This window comes from Campylobacter sp. GTC17093 (assembly GCF_055397635.1).
This window is the reverse complement of the sequence record NZ_AP038832.1, coordinates 1046928-1063491: the sequence shown is the minus strand read 5'-3', so window position 1 is coordinate 1063491 and position 16564 is coordinate 1046928. Positions and strand designations below refer to the sequence as shown.

Sequence of the window (16564 nt, the reverse complement as noted above, 5' to 3'; positions counted from 1 at the left end):
TAACCAATGAGTAGACTTTTGATATTTACAGTTTTATAAACTCACAAAAACACCATATAGAAGAAAGTAGAGATAAAGATTTTTCAAATAGAAAAGCAAAAGCCACATAAGGAGTCGGGGCTTATGACGATAAATTTAGTCATTGACAATATAAATACGAAATATTTAATAATATTTGCTAGGAGTTTTTCTTGCAAATATTATTTTATCAAGCCTCAATTCCTTTTCCACTAAGAAGTTGCTCAAATAAAGCTAATATCTGTGCATTTATAGTTCCACATTGTGCATTTAACTGAGCTAAAAGTTCTCTGCTTGCATCATCTGTATTTGAAGAAAGATGTGCTATCTTTGCTTGCAAATCAGATAGTTGTTTTTTTAATTTTTCTATTTTATTCCAAATATCTGACGTAGGATCTTTTTGTTTCGAAGACTCTTTAGTTCCTTCGCTTTCTTTTTTAAGATCATTTTCTATTCCCTGAGTCATAATAGAATAATTTTCATAAAATGATGTATTTTCTACTTTCATAATTTTATCCTTATTTTATAGTTAAATTTACATCGGCATTATGTAAAATTTTTTTAACTAAGCGATGAGCAACATAAATACGGACCATTTAATAAAATGAAATATTTAAATTTGCAAGGATATTTTCCTTGCAAATTTAACTTTATTAAACTTTGAGTCCTTTACCATTAAGAAGTTTGTCATACAAAGCTGAAATTTGTGCGTTTATCTCGCCACTTTGTGCATTTAACTGGGCTAAAAGTTGCCTACTTACTTCATCATTTCTTGAAGAAATTTTAGCAATTTGTGCTTGAATGTCCGCAAGTTGCTTTTGGAGTTTTTCAATCTTATCTAAAATATCAGCAATAGTCTTATCTAAAATAGCAGTAGCAGGGTCTTTCTCCTCTGTTTTTCGCACCTTATCGTCATTTTCAGCTTTTTTCGTATCTTTTGTGCTTTCACCTAAAACTCGTAACTCAATCGCTGTTGTATTTTTCGTAAATTTCTCATAAAAAGGCGTACTATCTACTCTCATTTTTATATCCTTATGAATTTAAAAATATATCGACAATAAATAAATTTATTTTAACTAATTTTTTTATATAATTTCACAAATGAAACCAAATATACTAGAACTCACAAATTTTCTTGCAGATTATGCATCCATAATGATATCAGTTGGTAGCTACAACTCAAGGGTTAATAGATGCGTAAAAAGGATAGCAGCATATTATGGATATGATGCTTCTATATTTGTACTTTTAAAACATATTTCTATAAGTGTAACAGATATTTCTAATTATGAAAATAGAAGAACTTACGTAAAAGACACAATTCCGCATGCTATAAATTTAGGCATGATATCGGAACTCAGCGCTTTAAGTTGGGTAATAAAAGATGAAAAACTTACTCTTAATGAAGCTAGAAAAATATATGAAGAAATTTTAAAAACAAAAGGTGCTAAATTTAGTTTATCTATAGTATTTACAAGTGCTGCTTTTGGAGCATTTTGTAAACTTTTTGGTGGAGATTTGTGGAGTATAGTTTTTGTAGTAGTTGGCACCATGGCTGGCGTTAGCTTTAGACATATTTTAAATAAAAATAATACAGACATAAGAATAATATACATAATATGCGCTTTTGTTTCATCTTTTATAGCTTACCTTGCTACAGCTTTAAGTCTTAGCACAACTCCAACTGCAGCTATAAGCTCTAGTATACTATATCTTTTCCCTGGAATTGCAATACTAAATTCCATGTTTGATATACTTGACCAAAATGTTTTAATAGGCCTAAGTAGAGCTGTCAATGCAGCTATATTAATCCTTTGTATGAGTGTTGGGGTTTATATTACGCTTGGCATTTCAAATTTGGATCTATTATGATATTGTCAGAATTTTTTATAGACGTAGTATTTGCCGCTATTGCTGGACTTGGATTTTCTTATGCAAACAATCCACCAAAGCGTATACTAGTGTATTGCGCTTTGCTTGGCGGGATCGGATATGCCCTTAGGCTTACCTTACTACACGCACATTTACTAAACTACGCTGGCGCTACTTTGATTGGATCTCTTAGCATAGGGTTTTTGGCAATTTACTTTGCAAAAAAACTAAAAACCCCAATAGAAATTATAGCTTTTCCATCGCTTTTGCCTATGATTCCTGGACTTCAAGCATATAAGACAATTTTAGCCATATTTATTTTTATGCGCTCAAAAGATGAAAATGAAAAAATTCACTATCTTTTGGAAATTTTTGATAACGCCTACACTACAATTTCTATAGTTTTTGCTTTGGCTGTAGGAATTTCTATAATTTTACTTATATTTTATGAACAATCTTTTACAATGACAAGAAATAGAAACTTTAGAAAAAAATATAAGGATATTTTAGGAGGGCAAAATGAAAATACGCATATATTATGAGGATACAGATGCTGGCGGGATTGTATATCATGCTAATTATATAAAGTACTGTGAAAGAGCAAGAAGTGAAAGTTTTTTAAAAGAAAATGTAGCACCTTTTACAAAAGATGGGCATTTTGTAGTTAGCCATATAGATGCTAGCTATATATCTCCGGCTAAATTTGGAGATATACTAGAAATTACTACAAAAGTAAAAGAATGTAAAAAAGCAAGCATTCTCATAGAACAAAAAATTTATAAAATCTCATCATTAGAAGAAGAAAATTTACAAGAACTTCTTTTTGTAGCTCTCATAAAAGTAGTTTTTGTTAGCAATAACAAACCTACAAAAATGCCAGATTTTCTTTTAGAATTTATAACTAAAAAACTTATGTAATCTTAATGCTCCAATGATGCTGGAGTGCTTGCTAATTCAAAACCATTAGGTGTCGTTTTATATATAAGCGTATCATAAATAACTTGTGAGTTTTGTATAGTTTCATTAAATAACTTTTTTGAACCTTGATGTATAAAATTTGAATATATATAATCCATTCCTATGCTAGTAGAATACGCAATCCAATCATATCTCAAATCCTGTTTCAAGATGCTATTTATATTTTTTAAATTATCTTCTATTGTAGATATAGAAGTTGCAAGATACATATTTTTTATATCCGAATACTGAGCAAAATTTAAAAGCATTGGATCATAATTTATCTGAGTTGATAAAAGTGCGTAAGTATCTGCATTATATATCTTTAGCTGGGAAGCAAGAAGAGCTGCTTTTACCATAGGAACATTAAAAAATACACTTGAGTTTTTAAGTCTTGAATTACCTGAAATTTCACGCTTTAAATCCAAATTTCCACTTTGTATGATAGAGCCATATAGCACGCCGCTACTAAGTTTGTTTACATAATTATCCAACATATTTCCAAGAGCACTTCCATCTGAAAAGGTGGCTATATTTGAATTTGAATATGTTAAAAGCTTTGATATCTGTGCTTCATAATCAATACCTCCAAAAACAAAATTTGAAGGCGCATCTGCTACAGTTTTTTTATGTATAGTTGGCACAAAAACAAGAGTATCGCTTTGTATGTTTTGAGCCAAGCTTCTAATGCCATTTGGTGTCATTGGAGCTATTACAAACTTAATATTTTGCGATTTTATTGAGTTTGCAGCACTTGATATCGCGCTACTGCTCTCATCACCTATTAAGAAAAACTTCGCATTTAAATTTGCATTTTGTCTCATTATGTATGATAAAACAGCATTATTTACAATAGTAGAATAACTTTTAATAACTTTTTGAGGGATTATGATTGCTATGCTTGTTTGGTCAAAATCAGCTGGCATAACAAAAGGTTGAGACGATATTTCTTTTGTTACATAAGTAGAGTAAATTTTATTTAATTCTTTATCGTTTGAGCCATTAAATCTTGACAAAAAGCTAGCTAATTTATCATCTTTGATAAGATCTTTTAAACATTTATCGTTGCATGGATCTATATCTAAGTTTATCCACTCTTCACTAACTGGCGGGATTGGCGATTTAATCTCTTCTTTTGTTTCTTTCGAGATAAGCATGGTTGCTATAAGTATTAAAATTATGGCTATTTTTTTCATATAAACTCTTTTATTTTATTTAAATCCATCATAAACTCATCTGCTTTACTTGGATTTGTAATAACCCAATATGGCGAATAAGTTGGCATCAACAAGCTGTTTTTAAATTTAAAAACACTTCCCCTTAAACTATCAAAATTTGCACTTTGCCCAAAATCTTTTGTAATAAGATTAAAAGCCATTGCACCTAATGTAACAATTATCTTAGGTTTTATTATATCAATTTCTTGCATAATATATGGACTACATTTCTCAAAATACTCAATATCAGGCATTTCATCGCCACTCATCTTGCATTTTATAATATTTGAAAAATAAAAATCATCCTTATCCAAAATTTTTTTTATACATTCTAAAAAAAATTTTCCGCTTTTTCCACTAAAAAACTCACCTTTTAAATCATCTGCAATACTTGGCGAATCTGATACAAAAAATACCTTAGCATCTTTTTTGCCACTTGAAAAAAGAGCGTTTTTTCTACTTTTACAAAGCGCACACAAACAACAGTTTAAAACCTGCTGTTTAATTTTTGATATATTTGCATTTTCCAAAAAAGAAGTATTGCAACCGCTATCTTTTAGGATGTTATCGCTCATATACTCAAATCCAAAAGCTTTATAATAATACAACTTTCTAAGTGTCGCTAATTTGTCCATGAGATAGATTTTATCAAAATAGCATTTAAATTTGTATAAAAATATATAATTTTAAAAGGCAAAATTTGATATACTTTTTATATATTTATTTCAAGGACAAATTTATGATAAACATTGGTATCCACGGCGGTAGTGGAAAGATGGGAACAATGATTTTTGAGTGTCTAAAAAACAGCACTGAAGCAAAAGTAAGTTCTATTTTTACTATAGAGCCATTAAGCTATGAGCCAAAATGCACAGTAACGGATGATTTTAAAACTTTTTTTGATAATTGTGATGTTGTGATTGATTTTAGCATAAAAGATGGTGCCATAAATTTACTAAATTATGCAAGAACAAATCCAAAGCCAATTTGCATGGGTACAACTGGACTAGGTGAAGATGGCGAAAACTTACTAAAAACTGCAAGCAATATGATGCCAATCATTTATGCAACAAATATGAGTTTAGGAGTAGCTATTACAAACAAACTTTCAGAGCTTGCATCTAAAGCATTAAGGAATTTTGATATCGAGATAACAGAAATGCACCATAAGCATAAAAAAGATGCACCAAGTGGAACTGCACTTACTTTAGCAAAAAGTGTGGCAAACGCAAGAGAACTAAATTTAAAAGATGTTATGATTACAGGAAGAGAAGGTATGGTAGGAGAAAGAAAAAAAGACGAGATAGCTGTAATGTCATTAAGGGGCGGTGATATTGTTGGAAAACATACAGTTGGGTTTTATAACGATGGGGAATTTGTAGAAATTTCACATACCGCGACAAGTAGATCCACGTTTGCAAATGGTGCTATAAAAGCTGCTATTTGGGTAAGTTCAAAACAAAACGGACTTTATAATATAAATGATTGTTTAGGAATATAAAAATGTGCGCAATAGTTGGAGTAATAAACTCAAACCATGCATCAAAAACTGCTTACTACGCTCTTTTTGCAATGCAACATCGTGGACAAGAAGCAACAGGAATTAGTGCAAATAACAACCACCATATAACCACGATAAAAAACAAGGGTTTAGTTACTGAAGTTTTTAACCAAGAAAAGATAGATAAATTAGTTGGCAATATGGCTATAGGACACAACAGATATAGCACCGCAGGTGGCGAATCTTACTCAGATGCACAACCAGTTTTTGCAAACTATTCTTTAGGCGAAATTTCCATAGTTCATAATGGAAATTTAACAAATAAAAATAAAGTTAGAGATGACCTAATAAAAGAAGGTGCAATATTTCAATCCCACATGGATACAGAAAATATCCTTCATCTTATCGCAAGAAGTAAAGAAGAGCATTTACAAGAGCGTATAGTTGAAGCTATAAATAAAATAGTAGGGGCATATTGTCTGCTTATAATGAGCAGATCAAAGCTTTTTGCTATCAGAGATAGACATGGCGTTAGACCTCTTAGTATAGGAAAACTAAAAGATGGTGGCTATATAATAGCTAGTGAAACTTGTGCATTCGACTTAGTTGGAGCTAAATTTGTAAGAGATGTAAAACCAGGCGAGATGATAATCTTTGAAGAGGGATCGGATAAATTTAAAAGCATTCAGCTTTTTAATGAAATTGATCCGAGAATTTGTGCATTTGAGTATATTTATTTTGCAAGACCAGATAGCATGATAGATGGAAAAAATGTTTACGAAAGAAGAGTTGAGCTTGGTAGAACGCTTGCTAAAAAAACCAAACTTGATGCAGATCTAGTAATTCCAGTTCCAGATAGCGGTGTGCCAGCAGCGCTTGGATATTCGCAAGAAAGTGGAATTAGATTTGAAATGGCAATAGTTAGAAACCACTATGTTGGACGAACTTTTATAGAACCAACGCAAGCTATGAGAAATTTAAAAGTAAAACTAAAGCTAAATCCTATGTCTTCTGTTTTAAAAGATAAAAAAATAATCGTTATTGATGATAGCATAGTTAGAGGCACTACATCTAAAAAGATAGTTGAGCTTTTAAGACAAGCAGGAGCAAAAGAAATTCATATGCGTATAGCTGCTCCTGAGATAAAATTTCCAGATGTGTATGGAATAGACACACCAACAAAAGAAGAACTAATAAGTGCAAATATGAGTAAAGATGAGGTTTGTAAATATATAAGAGCTGATACTCTTGAATTTTTGGAAATAAATGAACTTACTAAGGCACTAGGTGATGAGAGAAAATATTCGCTTTTAAGTTTTGATGGAAATTATTTTATAAAATAAAGGAAATAGCATGAAAAAAACTATTTTTGGGATTTTTATTGCTCTTTTTTTTGTAGGTTGCGCGACAACATCACATGGCCCAACCGTACATTTAAAAACAACACAACCTCTTATAATAACACAAAAACCATCTGGAAATAGTGTTTATATAAAATTTAACAACTCTGTAGACATTGATAATAACATTACTCAAAATATACAATATGTCCTTCAAAATAACGGATATGTATTAACAAATGATCCATTAAATAGCGATTATGAAATTTATGGTGATTTAACCGATTTTAGAAGAATATATGTAAAAGATCCAAATGTATATATGGGATTTGGATTTGGAATGCGAAGATTTCATAGTGGTTTTGGACGCTTTTATGACTATGATGATCCATATGCTTATAATGACACAAGCTATATTTATGAAGCTCAGGTTTCCATACTTATAAAATTAAAAAATTTACCAAATTATTCGACAAATTTAAACTTACAAAGTGCTAGAGGTGTGTATTCTACAAGTACAGTAATGTCTAGTTTTTCAGATAAGATAAGCAAACAAATACTTCATTTCTTAAAATTTTAATGTATAAAATTTATCTATTTGTTTTGCTAGCTTGTATAAATTTGCTAAGCTCAGATCTTAGCTATACGAATAAATTTTATATAGATACTATGCCAAAAGATAAAAACTTTTATATAAAATTTGATAACTACAGCGGAGTTTTTAGTAAACTTGATCAAGGCATAATACAAAATTTAACAAACGATGGTTTTATATTAACAAACGAAGATAACGCTAGTACTATTATAAAACTTACTATAAATTATTTTAAACAAACACCAGTACCCAAAACAAGTGGAGGATATGTCAATGTTGGAGTAGGAATTGGCAATCATGGTTACAGACAAAAAAAGATAGAAGTTGGCTATGTATTAGGTCACATACCAGATAATACTGGCTTTGATACTTCTTTAGATAATATTTATGAGGCTGGTACTAGCTTAGCAATACAAATAATAAATAAAGAAAATCAAACCAAAACTTATGCTACAAATTTAGACTACTTAAGCAACTATAACGACATTAAAGATGCCACAAAAGACTTTGAAAATTTAATTTCAAAAGAGATATCAAAACTTCTTTTTATCCCTATTTCTCATTAAGCATTTGTGTAGCAAAATCTATAGCCTCCTTACTTATATTCTCACCACTTATCATTCTAGCTAATTCTTTGACTTTTTCATCATCATTTATCTCGTGCACACTTGAAATTTCACCATTTTTTTCAACCACAAAATGAGAATTTGCTCTACTTGAAAGTTGTGGTTGATGTGATATAGCAAAAATTTGATAAAAGCTAGATAGCTCATTTAACACATTTGCTATACTCATTGCTTCTTTTCCACTTAAATTTGCATCTATTTCATCAAGCAAAATTACACCGCTTCCTTTTCTTGTTATAACACACTCAAGCGCAATAAAAGCAAGTCTTAAACGGTTTGTCTCACCACTACTAAGCTTTTTAATATCAACACCACTATGTTTTATCAAAACCTCATCTACGCCATTTTCACTAATGTCGGTTGTATCAATACTAGCACTAACTTCATTCATATATAACTTTGTTAGAAAATCATTTAACATTCTTAAGAACTCATCCAAGCTATCTTTTCTAGCACTGCTTATCTTTGCGCCTAATTCATCTACTACATTTTTTATATTTTTAAGTTTTTTTTGCAAGCTTTCTTTTTCAAAGCCTATATCTTCATAATGTGTAAGCTCTTTTTTCTTTTTTTCAAGCACATTCAAAGCTTCTTCTATGCTACCATACCTGCGATTTAGCGAGCTTAAAGCTTCAATCCTATCTAAAATATGCTCTATATCAAGATCATCAAGTTCACCTAGGCTTAATCCCTCTTTTATATTTCTAAGCTCATTCATGCTATCTTCAAAAAATGAGCTATCTTTATCGCTTAATCTTAAGGCCTCTATGACAGCGCCCTCATAGCTAAATATTGATTCGGCCCTACTCCACAGTTCTATTATCTTATCTTTTTTACTTAATTTCTTTTTTAAGTCCATAAGATTGTCATATTCGCTAATTTTTGGAGAAACTTCTTCTATCTTTGAAATTTCAAATTTAGCAAATTCCTTAAGCTCTTCTATCTTGCTTTCTTCAAACTCTATTTTATTTAACTCTTTTAATATTTTTGAATACTCTTTATAATTTACTTTAAAATTTGCCAAAATATCTGCATATTTTGAATCTTTTTTTATATAAATAGTATCTAAGATTCCAAGCAATCTTTCATTTTCAAACTCACCATTTTCTTTAGCATTTAAATATTTAATATGCTCTTTTGCTATTCTTGCTACATTTTTTTTTGAAACAAGCTGTGAGTTTATAAAAAATCTTATACTTTTATCTTTCAACATCTTAAATGAATTTATATCATCGTTTTCAAGCCCAAACTCATCCATATTAAACTTATACTCTACATTAGCCTCAACCAATTTTGCTTCGCAATCTTTTAGTCCAAATACACCTAAAAGTGCACTAAAAAGTACTGATTTTCCAGCACCACTAACACCTGTAAAAACATTTAGGCCACTACTAAATTTAAGCTCAACTTCATCAAATGTCAGATAGTCTTTTAGATATAATCTTTCAATCATTGTGACCCCATCTTAACTTTTCTTTCAAAACATCAAAATAATCATTTTTAGCACTTTTTATCAAATTTACTCTTTTATTGCTAAGTTTTACCGCAATTTCATCGTAATCATCCATCTGATACACATCTTGACCATCTATCACAACAGCTACATCATCTTTGGTCTTAAAAGAACTTGATGCACTTTTTGGAAGTATTAATGGGCGTTGCGTTAAAGAATGTGAACAAATTGGAGTTATACTAAAAACATCACAAAACGGATAAATTATCGCCCCACCAGCACTCATATTGTAAGCAGTTGAGCCAATCGGTGAGCTTACTATAACACCATCACCAAAGTAAGAATTAAAATGTTTTCCATGTAAGTAAGCTTCTATCTTTGCTATAGATTTTATTTTTGAGCGAACCAAAACAACATCATTAAATGCAACTTTATTTAAAATTTTGTCATCTTTTTTTAGTTCAACATCCAAAAGATATGGGCATTGCATATCAAATTTGCCATTAAAAAAATTTTTAAAAAACTCTTTAATATCTGAAACTTTAATATCCGTTAAAAACCCTAAATTTCCAGCATAAACGCCAAGAACCGGGGTTTTAAAATCAACCAATTTTCTACAAACTCCAAGCAAAGTCCCATCGCCACCAAGAGAAATTATCATATCGCAAGTTTTAGCTAGTTTTAGTAAACTTTGTCCTTGTAAATTTATAAACTTGGCTGTTTCGGTTTCAAGTAGCGTATTTACACCATAGGTATTTAAAACTTCTGAAATACTATCTATATTTTGCTTTAAATTATCATGTTTTCTAGCAACAATACCGATATTTTTTACATTTCTATAATCAAAACTTTCTTTTTTCATAACTCAATTTTAACATATTTTTTATAAACTTAGCTAAGCAAAAGCAAAGTTTTAATATAATAACTAGTTTATAAATTAAAAAGGAATTTTAAATGAGAAGCCATTATTGTACCGATTTATCAAGAGAAGATATCGGAAAAGAGATAGATGTCTGTGGCTGGGTAAACTCATACCGTGACCATGGTGGCGTAATCTTTATAGATTTAAGAGATAGAAGCGGACTTTTACAGCTTGTATGCGATCCGGCAGATAGTAAAGAGTCTTATGAAATAGCAAATAGCATTAGAAATGAATTTGCTTTAAGAGCAAAAGGCAAAGTTAGAGCAAGGGGCGAGGGACTAATAAATCCTAAGTTAAAAACAGGGGAGATAGAAGTTATAGTAACAAAACTTATAGTAGAAAACCCAAGTGCTCCACTTCCATTTGTTATCGGAGATAACAATGTCGGCGAAGAAACAAGACTAAAATATAGATTTTTAGATCTTAGAACAACCGAAAGTTTTAATAAATTTAAAATGCGCTCAAGCGCTGCGATTGCTGCAAGAAATACCCTTGACAAGCTTGGCTTTGTCGAGGTTGAAACACCAATACTAACTCGCGCCACACCAGAGGGCGCAAGAGACTATCTAGTTCCAAGCAGGGTTCATCCTGGTGAGTTTTATGCTCTACCACAAAGCCCACAACTCTTCAAACAGCTTTTAATGTGCTCAGGATTTGATAAATATTTCCAAATAGCAAAATGTTTTAGAGATGAGGATTTAAGGGCGGATAGACAGCCTGAATTTACTCAAATAGATATAGAAATGAGCTTTAACACACAAGAAGATGTTATGAAGGTTGGAGAGGCTGTTTTAAAAGATATCTTCAAATCGTGCGGCCATGATATACAAACACCATTTAGACGCATGACCTACAAAGAAGCAACAGAAACTTACGGTAGCGATAAACCTGATCTTAGATTTGATATGCCACTTGTTGATGTTGATGATATATTTGAAAGATCAAATAACGAAGTTTTTAGTTCCTTAGCAAAAGATAAAAAGAAAAACCGCATAAAAGCTATAAAAGTAGAAAATGGCGATAATATATTTAGCAAACGCCAAATGCAGGGCTTTGAAGAATTTGTAAAAAAATTTGGTGCGCAAGGATTAGCGTTTTTCCAAGTTAAAGAAGATGGACTAAAGGGTCCACTTGTTAAATTCTTTAAGCAAAACGATCTTGATGAAATTATGAAAAGATGTGAATTAAAAGTTGGAGATGTTATATTTTTTGGTGCTGGAAAGAAAAAAGTGGTGCTAGATTATATGGGAAGATTTAGACTATTTTTAGCTGATCAATTAGGACTTGTAGACAAAGATAGATTAGAGTTTTTATGGGTTGTTGATTTTCCAATGTTTGAACAAAACGATGACGGCACATATTCTGCAATGCACCATCCTTTTACAATGCCAAACAATGTAGATGAAGAAGATATCGAAGATATCACATCTATTGCTTATGATGTTGTGTTAAATGGAATAGAGTTAGGTGGCGGAAGCATAAGAATACATAAAGCTGATATCCAAGAAAAAGTATTTAATCTTCTAAAAATTACCCCAGATGAACAAAGAGAGAAATTTGGCTTCTTGCTAGATGCGCTTAGCTTTGGCGCACCTCCACATGGCGGTATAGCAATTGGCTTTGATAGACTCATGATGCTTGTTACAAAATCAAGTAGTATTCGTGAAGTTATAGCATTCCCTAAAACACAAAAAGCGCAATGTCCTCTAACAAAAGCACCAAGTGGAGTTACAAATGAGCAATTGCGAGAACTTGGGTTAAAATTAAATAAAAAGGAAAAATAATGAAAATATTATTTTTAATTATCGGAGCTCCAGGAAGCGGTAAAACAACCGATGCTAGCTTAATAGCGCAAATGAATCAAAGCGTAGAGCACTATTCAACAGGAGATCTATTAAGGGCAGAAGTTGCAAGCGGTAGTGAGCTTGGAAAAAAGATTGATAGTTTTATAAGTGCTGGAAATCTTGTTCCCTTGGATGTGGTTATAAATACCATAGTTTCAGCTATAAAAAAATCTCCAAAAGATTTTATAATTATAGATGGCTATCCAAGAAGTGTAGAACAGATGGAAGAGCTTGATAAAGTTATAAAAACAGATGGAGAAATAAAGTTAAACTCTGTTATAGAAGTTAATGTTAGCGAAGAAGTAGCCAAAGATAGAGTTTTGGGTCGCGCAAGAGGTGCTGATGACAACGAAGAAGTATTTAAAAACAGAATGCAAGTTTATCTTGAGCCAATAGATGAAATAAGGGATTTCTATAAATCTGAAGGTGTTTATCATGCAGTAAATGGCGAAAGAACTATAGAAGAGATAGTTAGCGATATGAATGAAATAATTATTTCTCAAATGATGAAAAATATGTAATTTAATATATGAAGGATAAAAATGGATATTTCAAAAATAAAAGCTGGCTCAAATCCAGATAAAATTAATGCTGTTATCGAGATACCTTATGGTTCAAATATAAAATATGAAATAGATAAAGAAAGTGGTGCTGTTTGCGTTGATAGAGTGCTTTACTCGGCTATGTTTTATCCTGCAAACTATGGTTTTGTGCCAAACACATTAGCAGATGATGGTGATCCAGCTGACATATTGGTGCTAAATGAATACCCACTTCAAGCAGGATCAGTGATACCTTGTCGCTTGATAGGCGTACTTGTAATGGAAGATGAAGCTGGAATGGATGAAAAATTACTAGCAGTTCCAGTTAGTAAAATCGATCCTAGATACGATAATATAAAAACAATAGATGATTTACCAAAAGCAACTCTAAATAAAATAAAAAATTTCTTTGAAACTTATAAAATGCTTGAACCAAATAAATGGGTAAAAGTTAAAGAATTTGCAAGCCTTGAAACAGCTACAAAAATCCTACAAAAAGCTATGAATAAATAATATTTGCAACCCTTTTTTTGGGTTGCAAAAAATAGTAAATTACCAAAATTTACTATCTGATTCTTTTCAAAAATTAAAGTAAGTAAAAGTAGATTGAATTAAAAAACCAACACAAAATAAAATATATTTATTTTATTTTGACATAGATTTAATATGTTTTAAAATTTTTTTATTAACTTCATGTCTAAAACAGTCAAAAAACCAACCGTACTTATTAAAATAATATATTGCGGATATAATATGTAATTTTAAAAGTTTTTTATTTTTATACGATTCTCTAGCATAATCATGAGTAATACTAGCAAAAGGATAATATATTGTTCTATATTTTTTATGCAAACGACGATTAAGATCAAGATCCTCCATATACATAAATATATTTTCATCAAAAATTCCAATTTCTTTTAAATGCTCAACCCTTAAAAACATAAAACATCCGCTTAAAAATGGAATGTTCATAATCTTGTCGTATCCAGATTCTCTTAACTCGTATGTATTATTTAATTTTTCTGATATTTTTTTTGGTAAAAATCTTCTAGCTACTAAATTTAATGGAGTAGGAAGAAGTTTGCATGAGTATTGCAAGCTTCCATCTGGATATAAAACTTTTGGGATTATATTTGATACATCCTTGTTTTTATCCATAAAATCAACTAGATCTAACAAAATTTCACTATTAAAATACACATCTGGATTTAAAACCAAATGATAATCCGCCATATTTTCAATGCTTTTTTTTAGAGCTATGTTGTGAGCAGACCCAAAGCCTATATTTTTAGCAGTATGTATATATTCTATGCGATCATCAAGTTTTTTTAGATTTTGCAAATTAGCACTATTTGAATTATCTATCAAATATAGCTTAACATCTAAAGATGTATTTAAAATGCTAAATATAGTTCTTTTGACACACTCTTCATTATTTTCAAATAACACTATTGCTGCATATAATCTCATATTTTACTCTTATTTTAAACATAATGTGGCTATATAGACCATCTCTAGTTTTTCATCTTCATTTTTACAAACTCATCCATTCTAATGAAAGAGTCGCTAAATACTTCAATTAAAGAGCTTAATTTTTTCTCACACCTCTTTATGCCATAATAGTGAATAAAATTTTCTAGCATATTTAACTCTATTTTTTCTTGTTTTTTCTCTATTTCTCTTGGATGTAAATAAATAAATACGGAATTTTTATTTTTATTTTTATTTTTAATTGTTTTTTCTATAAACCATTTTGGAAAAAATCTCAAATAAAAACCACCTGCAAAACCAAGCTCTTTACCTAAAATTTGTGTAACAGATTGTGGTATTTCTAAAATGGGTTTTTCTTTACCATGAATCACTGGATTATGTGGGTATTGTGGAAAATTTTTTATTCCGTATAAATAAGTATATGCAGGATAAACAGATGAGGAATATATTAGTCCTTGTTCGAATAAAATATCATAAAACCAATCCAACTGTTCTTGTTTAATAGACCAAGACGGTGCCCTGAATCCCAAAACTTCTTTTCCAGTAATTTGCTCTAAAATATCACAAGATATTCTCAAATCTTCCTTAAACTCAGCTGCTTTCATAGTATAAACTAACTTATGTCCAAAACTATGAGAAGCTATTTCATGTCCTCTTTCATATATATTTTTAATAATATGTGGTTTTTCTTTTGCCAAATTACCCAAAATAAAACAGGTTGATTTTACACTGTTTTTTTCACAAATATCCAAAAGCTTATTTACACTATTTTCTAAATTTGTACCTTTGGATATATATTTATTTATATCAACTCCTTCGTAATTTGCATGATACCATTCTTCAATATCAAAAGTTAAAAAATTTTTAGTCAATTTCATTGCCTTTGTTTAAATTACAATACATCAAAATTTGATAAGTTAACATTCCAATTATTTATATCAAAAATATCTTCTTTTATTTTACTTTCGTCAAGTATTTTTCCAGCCATATATACTGTTTTAGGGATATATTTTTTAGGAACCTTAAATAAAGTCAATGGCTTAAAATCTATTTTCCCGACAAATAAAATAACATCTATATTTTTTTCATTTTCAATAATGTATTTTACAGCATAATCAAAATTTTGTTTGCACATAATATTAACATCTATTAAATATGCAGCATTTATGCTCTCATAAACATCTACTTTATATGTGAAATAAAATTCATTATACTTTATTATTTTATAACTCCCGTTAAACAATGAGTATCTGTATTTAAAAAAATCTTCATTATTTAATTTTTCTATATTTTTTTTATATCCCTCAAAAATAAAATTATTTTTTGAAAGCAATTTCATAAATCTACTCATTAAAATTGTAATAAAATTGAAAATTTTTAAATTGGGCTTTATGCTACCTATTTTTATTGGCAATATAAAGTAATCCAATCGACCAATATCTTTCCATTTTAATATTTTTTTTCTTACCAAATATACATTATCATTAGGAAATCCGAAAACAAAAAAAATATTATCTTTTAGCATTAATTCATAAACTAGGTTGGCAATTTTTTTTAAATTAAAAGGACTTCCTCTATATTCTTCGGCAATCATTGTATCTACAGATAATCCAAACACATAATTATTATTATAATATTCATATTTCATAGGTATGGAACTATAGCATCCAACTATTAAATTATCTTCATTGACTATCAAACCGTGATAAGAATAGCCTTTGAGAGTATTCAAAAATTGCTTATCAAAATTTTCCAAAGTTTTTTCTTTTTCAAATACATTAAAAAACAAATTGCAAATTTGTTTTTTTTCTGTTTGAGTCAATTCATTAGTCTTTTTTACTAAAAATTCCATTATATTTAACCTTAATATTTTTATTAAAAACAATATATTTACTTGCAGTGTATCCGTATAAAAAACTTACAATCAACGATAATGTTTTTGAAATATATAATGAATTTATATATTTCTCAAAAAATATAATTGCAGAAGTTCCTAGAGCTATGCCTATACATGCAGAAATTATAAAAAGTATCATTCTTTGATAATATCCACTATCCTTATCTAATGAAAATGTATAAAAAAAATTAGCATAGAACTGAAATAAATTTGATACAATAAATCCAAAAATAATAGCCAATATATAATTCATATTTAATACAGAATAGGTCAAAAATATCATAAGATA

Annotated in this window: 20 protein-coding genes; 10 read left to right on the top strand and 10 right to left on the bottom strand. The window is 29.8% G+C overall.

What is annotated here, in order from left to right:
• Positions 1–208: 208 nt before the first annotated feature.
• The gene (locus ACZ5VL_RS05530) at positions 209–526 is read right to left on the bottom strand and encodes a hypothetical protein (protein WP_464198008.1); all 318 of its coding nucleotides are present in this window, start codon (positions 524–526) and stop codon (positions 209–211) included.
• A gap of 145 nt (positions 527–671) precedes the next feature.
• Positions 672–1040, bottom strand: coding sequence for a hypothetical protein (locus ACZ5VL_RS05525; RefSeq protein WP_464198007.1), 369 nt, complete (start codon positions 1038–1040; stop codon positions 672–674).
• A 79-nt stretch (positions 1041–1119) separates the two neighbouring features.
• Between ACZ5VL_RS05525 and ACZ5VL_RS05520 the strand changes: the two genes are divergently transcribed.
• From ACZ5VL_RS05520 to ACZ5VL_RS05510, 3 genes are read left to right on the top strand one after another with little or no spacing between them, the layout of a single operon-like run.
• Positions 1120–1890: a threonine/serine exporter family protein gene (locus ACZ5VL_RS05520; RefSeq protein WP_464198006.1), complete on the top strand. Its 771-nt coding sequence runs from the start codon at positions 1120–1122 to the stop codon at positions 1888–1890.
• Positions 1887–2432, top strand: a complete 546-nt coding sequence (locus ACZ5VL_RS05515; protein ID WP_464198005.1) for a threonine/serine exporter family protein — start codon at positions 1887–1889, stop codon at positions 2430–2432. Before ACZ5VL_RS05520 ends, ACZ5VL_RS05515 begins: the two co-directional genes overlap by 4 nt.
• Positions 2410–2808, top strand: coding sequence for a YbgC/FadM family acyl-CoA thioesterase (locus tag ACZ5VL_RS05510; protein WP_464198004.1), 399 nt, complete (start codon positions 2410–2412; stop codon positions 2806–2808). The genes ACZ5VL_RS05515 and ACZ5VL_RS05510 overlap by 23 nt, the downstream gene beginning before the upstream one ends.
• A gap of 2 nt (positions 2809–2810) precedes the next feature.
• On the opposite strand, the gene ACZ5VL_RS05505 is transcribed toward ACZ5VL_RS05510, so the two are convergent.
• A complete protein-coding gene (locus tag ACZ5VL_RS05505) occupies positions 2811–4043 on the bottom strand; it encodes a hypothetical protein (RefSeq protein ID WP_464198003.1) in 1233 nt (410 codons plus the stop codon).
• Positions 4040–4699 carry a uracil-DNA glycosylase gene (locus ACZ5VL_RS05500; RefSeq protein WP_464198002.1) on the bottom strand — a complete coding sequence of 220 codons (660 nt, stop codon included), beginning with the start codon at positions 4697–4699 and terminating at the stop codon, positions 4040–4042. The genes ACZ5VL_RS05505 and ACZ5VL_RS05500 overlap by 4 nt, the downstream gene beginning before the upstream one ends.
• Before the next feature lie 104 nt (positions 4700–4803).
• Here ACZ5VL_RS05500 and dapB point away from each other — a divergent pair, with 104 nt between their 5' ends.
• From dapB to ACZ5VL_RS05480, 4 genes are read left to right on the top strand one after another with little or no spacing between them, the layout of a single operon-like run.
• Entirely contained in the window at positions 4804–5565 is a 762-nt protein-coding gene (gene dapB, locus ACZ5VL_RS05495; RefSeq protein ID WP_464198001.1) for a 4-hydroxy-tetrahydrodipicolinate reductase, read from the top strand.
• A 2-nt stretch (positions 5566–5567) separates the two neighbouring features.
• Positions 5568–6908 (top strand): amidophosphoribosyltransferase, encoded by a 1341-nt coding sequence (purF, locus tag ACZ5VL_RS05490; RefSeq protein WP_464198000.1) that lies wholly within the window; start codon positions 5568–5570, stop codon positions 6906–6908.
• A gap of 10 nt (positions 6909–6918) precedes the next feature.
• Positions 6919–7485, top strand: coding sequence for a putative periplasmic lipoprotein (locus tag ACZ5VL_RS05485; protein ID WP_464197999.1), 567 nt, complete (start codon positions 6919–6921; stop codon positions 7483–7485).
• A complete protein-coding gene (locus ACZ5VL_RS05480; RefSeq protein WP_464197998.1) occupies positions 7485–8066 on the top strand; it encodes a hypothetical protein in 582 nt (193 codons plus the stop codon). The genes ACZ5VL_RS05485 and ACZ5VL_RS05480 overlap by 1 nt, the downstream gene beginning before the upstream one ends.
• Here the strand turns inward: ACZ5VL_RS05480 and ACZ5VL_RS05475 are convergent.
• Together ACZ5VL_RS05475 and ACZ5VL_RS05470 are read right to left on the bottom strand one after the other, a co-directional pair.
• Entirely contained in the window at positions 8053–9579 is a 1527-nt protein-coding gene (locus ACZ5VL_RS05475) for an AAA family ATPase (protein ID WP_464197997.1), read from the bottom strand. The genes ACZ5VL_RS05480 and ACZ5VL_RS05475 overlap by 14 nt on opposite strands.
• Positions 9572–10441 carry an NAD(+) kinase gene (locus tag ACZ5VL_RS05470; RefSeq protein WP_464197996.1) on the bottom strand — a complete coding sequence of 290 codons (870 nt, stop codon included), beginning with the start codon at positions 10439–10441 and terminating at the stop codon, positions 9572–9574. The genes ACZ5VL_RS05475 and ACZ5VL_RS05470 overlap by 8 nt, the downstream gene beginning before the upstream one ends.
• Positions 10442–10533: 92 nt before the next feature.
• On the opposite strand from ACZ5VL_RS05470, the gene aspS reads away from it, so the two are divergent.
• Genes aspS through ppa form a run of 3 tightly spaced genes read left to right on the top strand, consistent with a single transcriptional unit; the run spans position 10534 to position 13400 of the window.
• On the top strand, positions 10534–12285 hold the full coding sequence (aspS, locus tag ACZ5VL_RS05465) for an aspartate--tRNA ligase (RefSeq protein ID WP_464197995.1): 1752 nt from the start codon (positions 10534–10536) through the stop codon (positions 12283–12285).
• Positions 12285–12866: an adenylate kinase gene (locus ACZ5VL_RS05460; protein ID WP_464197994.1), complete on the top strand. Its 582-nt coding sequence runs from the start codon at positions 12285–12287 to the stop codon at positions 12864–12866. The genes aspS and ACZ5VL_RS05460 overlap by 1 nt, the downstream gene beginning before the upstream one ends.
• A 21-nt stretch (positions 12867–12887) precedes the next feature.
• Positions 12888–13400, top strand: a complete 513-nt coding sequence (ppa, locus tag ACZ5VL_RS05455; protein WP_464197993.1) for an inorganic diphosphatase — start codon at positions 12888–12890, stop codon at positions 13398–13400.
• Positions 13401–13532: 132 nt separating this feature from the next.
• Here ppa and ACZ5VL_RS05450 read toward each other — a convergent pair whose 3' ends face one another.
• The 4 genes from ACZ5VL_RS05450 to ACZ5VL_RS05435 are packed head-to-tail and all read right to left on the bottom strand — an operon-like array spanning position 13533 to position 16558.
• Positions 13533–14357, bottom strand: coding sequence for a glycosyltransferase family 2 protein (locus tag ACZ5VL_RS05450; protein ID WP_464197992.1), 825 nt, complete (start codon positions 14355–14357; stop codon positions 13533–13535).
• A gap of 44 nt (positions 14358–14401) precedes the next feature.
• Positions 14402–15250 (bottom strand): polysaccharide deacetylase family protein, encoded by an 849-nt coding sequence (locus tag ACZ5VL_RS05445; protein WP_464197991.1) that lies wholly within the window; start codon positions 15248–15250, stop codon positions 14402–14404.
• Positions 15251–15270: 20 nt separating this feature from the next.
• Positions 15271–16230 (bottom strand): hypothetical protein, encoded by a 960-nt coding sequence (locus ACZ5VL_RS05440; protein WP_464197990.1) that lies wholly within the window; start codon positions 16228–16230, stop codon positions 15271–15273.
• Positions 16205–16558 (bottom strand): GtrA family protein, encoded by a 354-nt coding sequence (locus tag ACZ5VL_RS05435; RefSeq protein WP_464197989.1) that lies wholly within the window; start codon positions 16556–16558, stop codon positions 16205–16207. Before ACZ5VL_RS05435 ends, ACZ5VL_RS05440 begins: the two co-directional genes overlap by 26 nt.
• Between the last annotated feature and the right edge of the window lie 6 nt (positions 16559–16564).

Excerpts from the sequence above, each read along its gene's own strand:
- ACZ5VL_RS05480 (WP_464197998.1), top strand. The coding sequence starts at position 7,485 with ATGTATAAAATTTATCTATTTGTTTTGCTAGCTTGTATAAATTTGCTA.
- ACZ5VL_RS05525 (WP_464198007.1), bottom strand. The coding sequence starts at position 1,040 with ATGAGAGTAGATAGTACGCCTTTTTATGAGAAATTTACGAAAAATACA.
- purF (WP_464198000.1), top strand. The coding sequence starts at position 5,568 with ATGTGCGCAATAGTTGGAGTAATAAACTCAAACCATGCATCAAAAACT.
- ACZ5VL_RS05440 (WP_464197990.1), bottom strand. The coding sequence starts at position 16,230 with ATGGAATTTTTAGTAAAAAAGACTAATGAATTGACTCAAACAGAAAAA.
- ACZ5VL_RS05500 (WP_464198002.1), bottom strand. The coding sequence starts at position 4,699 with ATGGACAAATTAGCGACACTTAGAAAGTTGTATTATTATAAAGCTTTT.
- ACZ5VL_RS05435 (WP_464197989.1), bottom strand. The coding sequence starts at position 16,558 with ATGATATTTTTGACCTATTCTGTATTAAATATGAATTATATATTGGCT.
- ACZ5VL_RS05515 (WP_464198005.1), top strand. The coding sequence starts at position 1,887 with ATGATATTGTCAGAATTTTTTATAGACGTAGTATTTGCCGCTATTGCT.
- ACZ5VL_RS05505 (WP_464198003.1), bottom strand. The coding sequence starts at position 4,043 with ATGAAAAAAATAGCCATAATTTTAATACTTATAGCAACCATGCTTATC.
- ppa (WP_464197993.1), top strand. The coding sequence starts at position 12,888 with ATGGATATTTCAAAAATAAAAGCTGGCTCAAATCCAGATAAAATTAAT.
- aspS (WP_464197995.1), top strand. The coding sequence starts at position 10,534 with ATGAGAAGCCATTATTGTACCGATTTATCAAGAGAAGATATCGGAAAA.
- ACZ5VL_RS05475 (WP_464197997.1), bottom strand. The coding sequence starts at position 9,579 with ATGATTGAAAGATTATATCTAAAAGACTATCTGACATTTGATGAAGTT.
- ACZ5VL_RS05510 (WP_464198004.1), top strand. The coding sequence starts at position 2,410 with ATGAAAATACGCATATATTATGAGGATACAGATGCTGGCGGGATTGTA.
- ACZ5VL_RS05470 (WP_464197996.1), bottom strand. The coding sequence starts at position 10,441 with ATGAAAAAAGAAAGTTTTGATTATAGAAATGTAAAAAATATCGGTATT.
- ACZ5VL_RS05485 (WP_464197999.1), top strand. The coding sequence starts at position 6,919 with ATGAAAAAAACTATTTTTGGGATTTTTATTGCTCTTTTTTTTGTAGGT.
- ACZ5VL_RS05450 (WP_464197992.1), bottom strand. The coding sequence starts at position 14,357 with ATGAGATTATATGCAGCAATAGTGTTATTTGAAAATAATGAAGAGTGT.
- ACZ5VL_RS05460 (WP_464197994.1), top strand. The coding sequence starts at position 12,285 with ATGAAAATATTATTTTTAATTATCGGAGCTCCAGGAAGCGGTAAAACA.
- ACZ5VL_RS05530 (WP_464198008.1), bottom strand. The coding sequence starts at position 526 with ATGAAAGTAGAAAATACATCATTTTATGAAAATTATTCTATTATGACT.
- dapB (WP_464198001.1), top strand. The coding sequence starts at position 4,804 with ATGATAAACATTGGTATCCACGGCGGTAGTGGAAAGATGGGAACAATG.
- ACZ5VL_RS05520 (WP_464198006.1), top strand. The coding sequence starts at position 1,120 with ATGAAACCAAATATACTAGAACTCACAAATTTTCTTGCAGATTATGCA.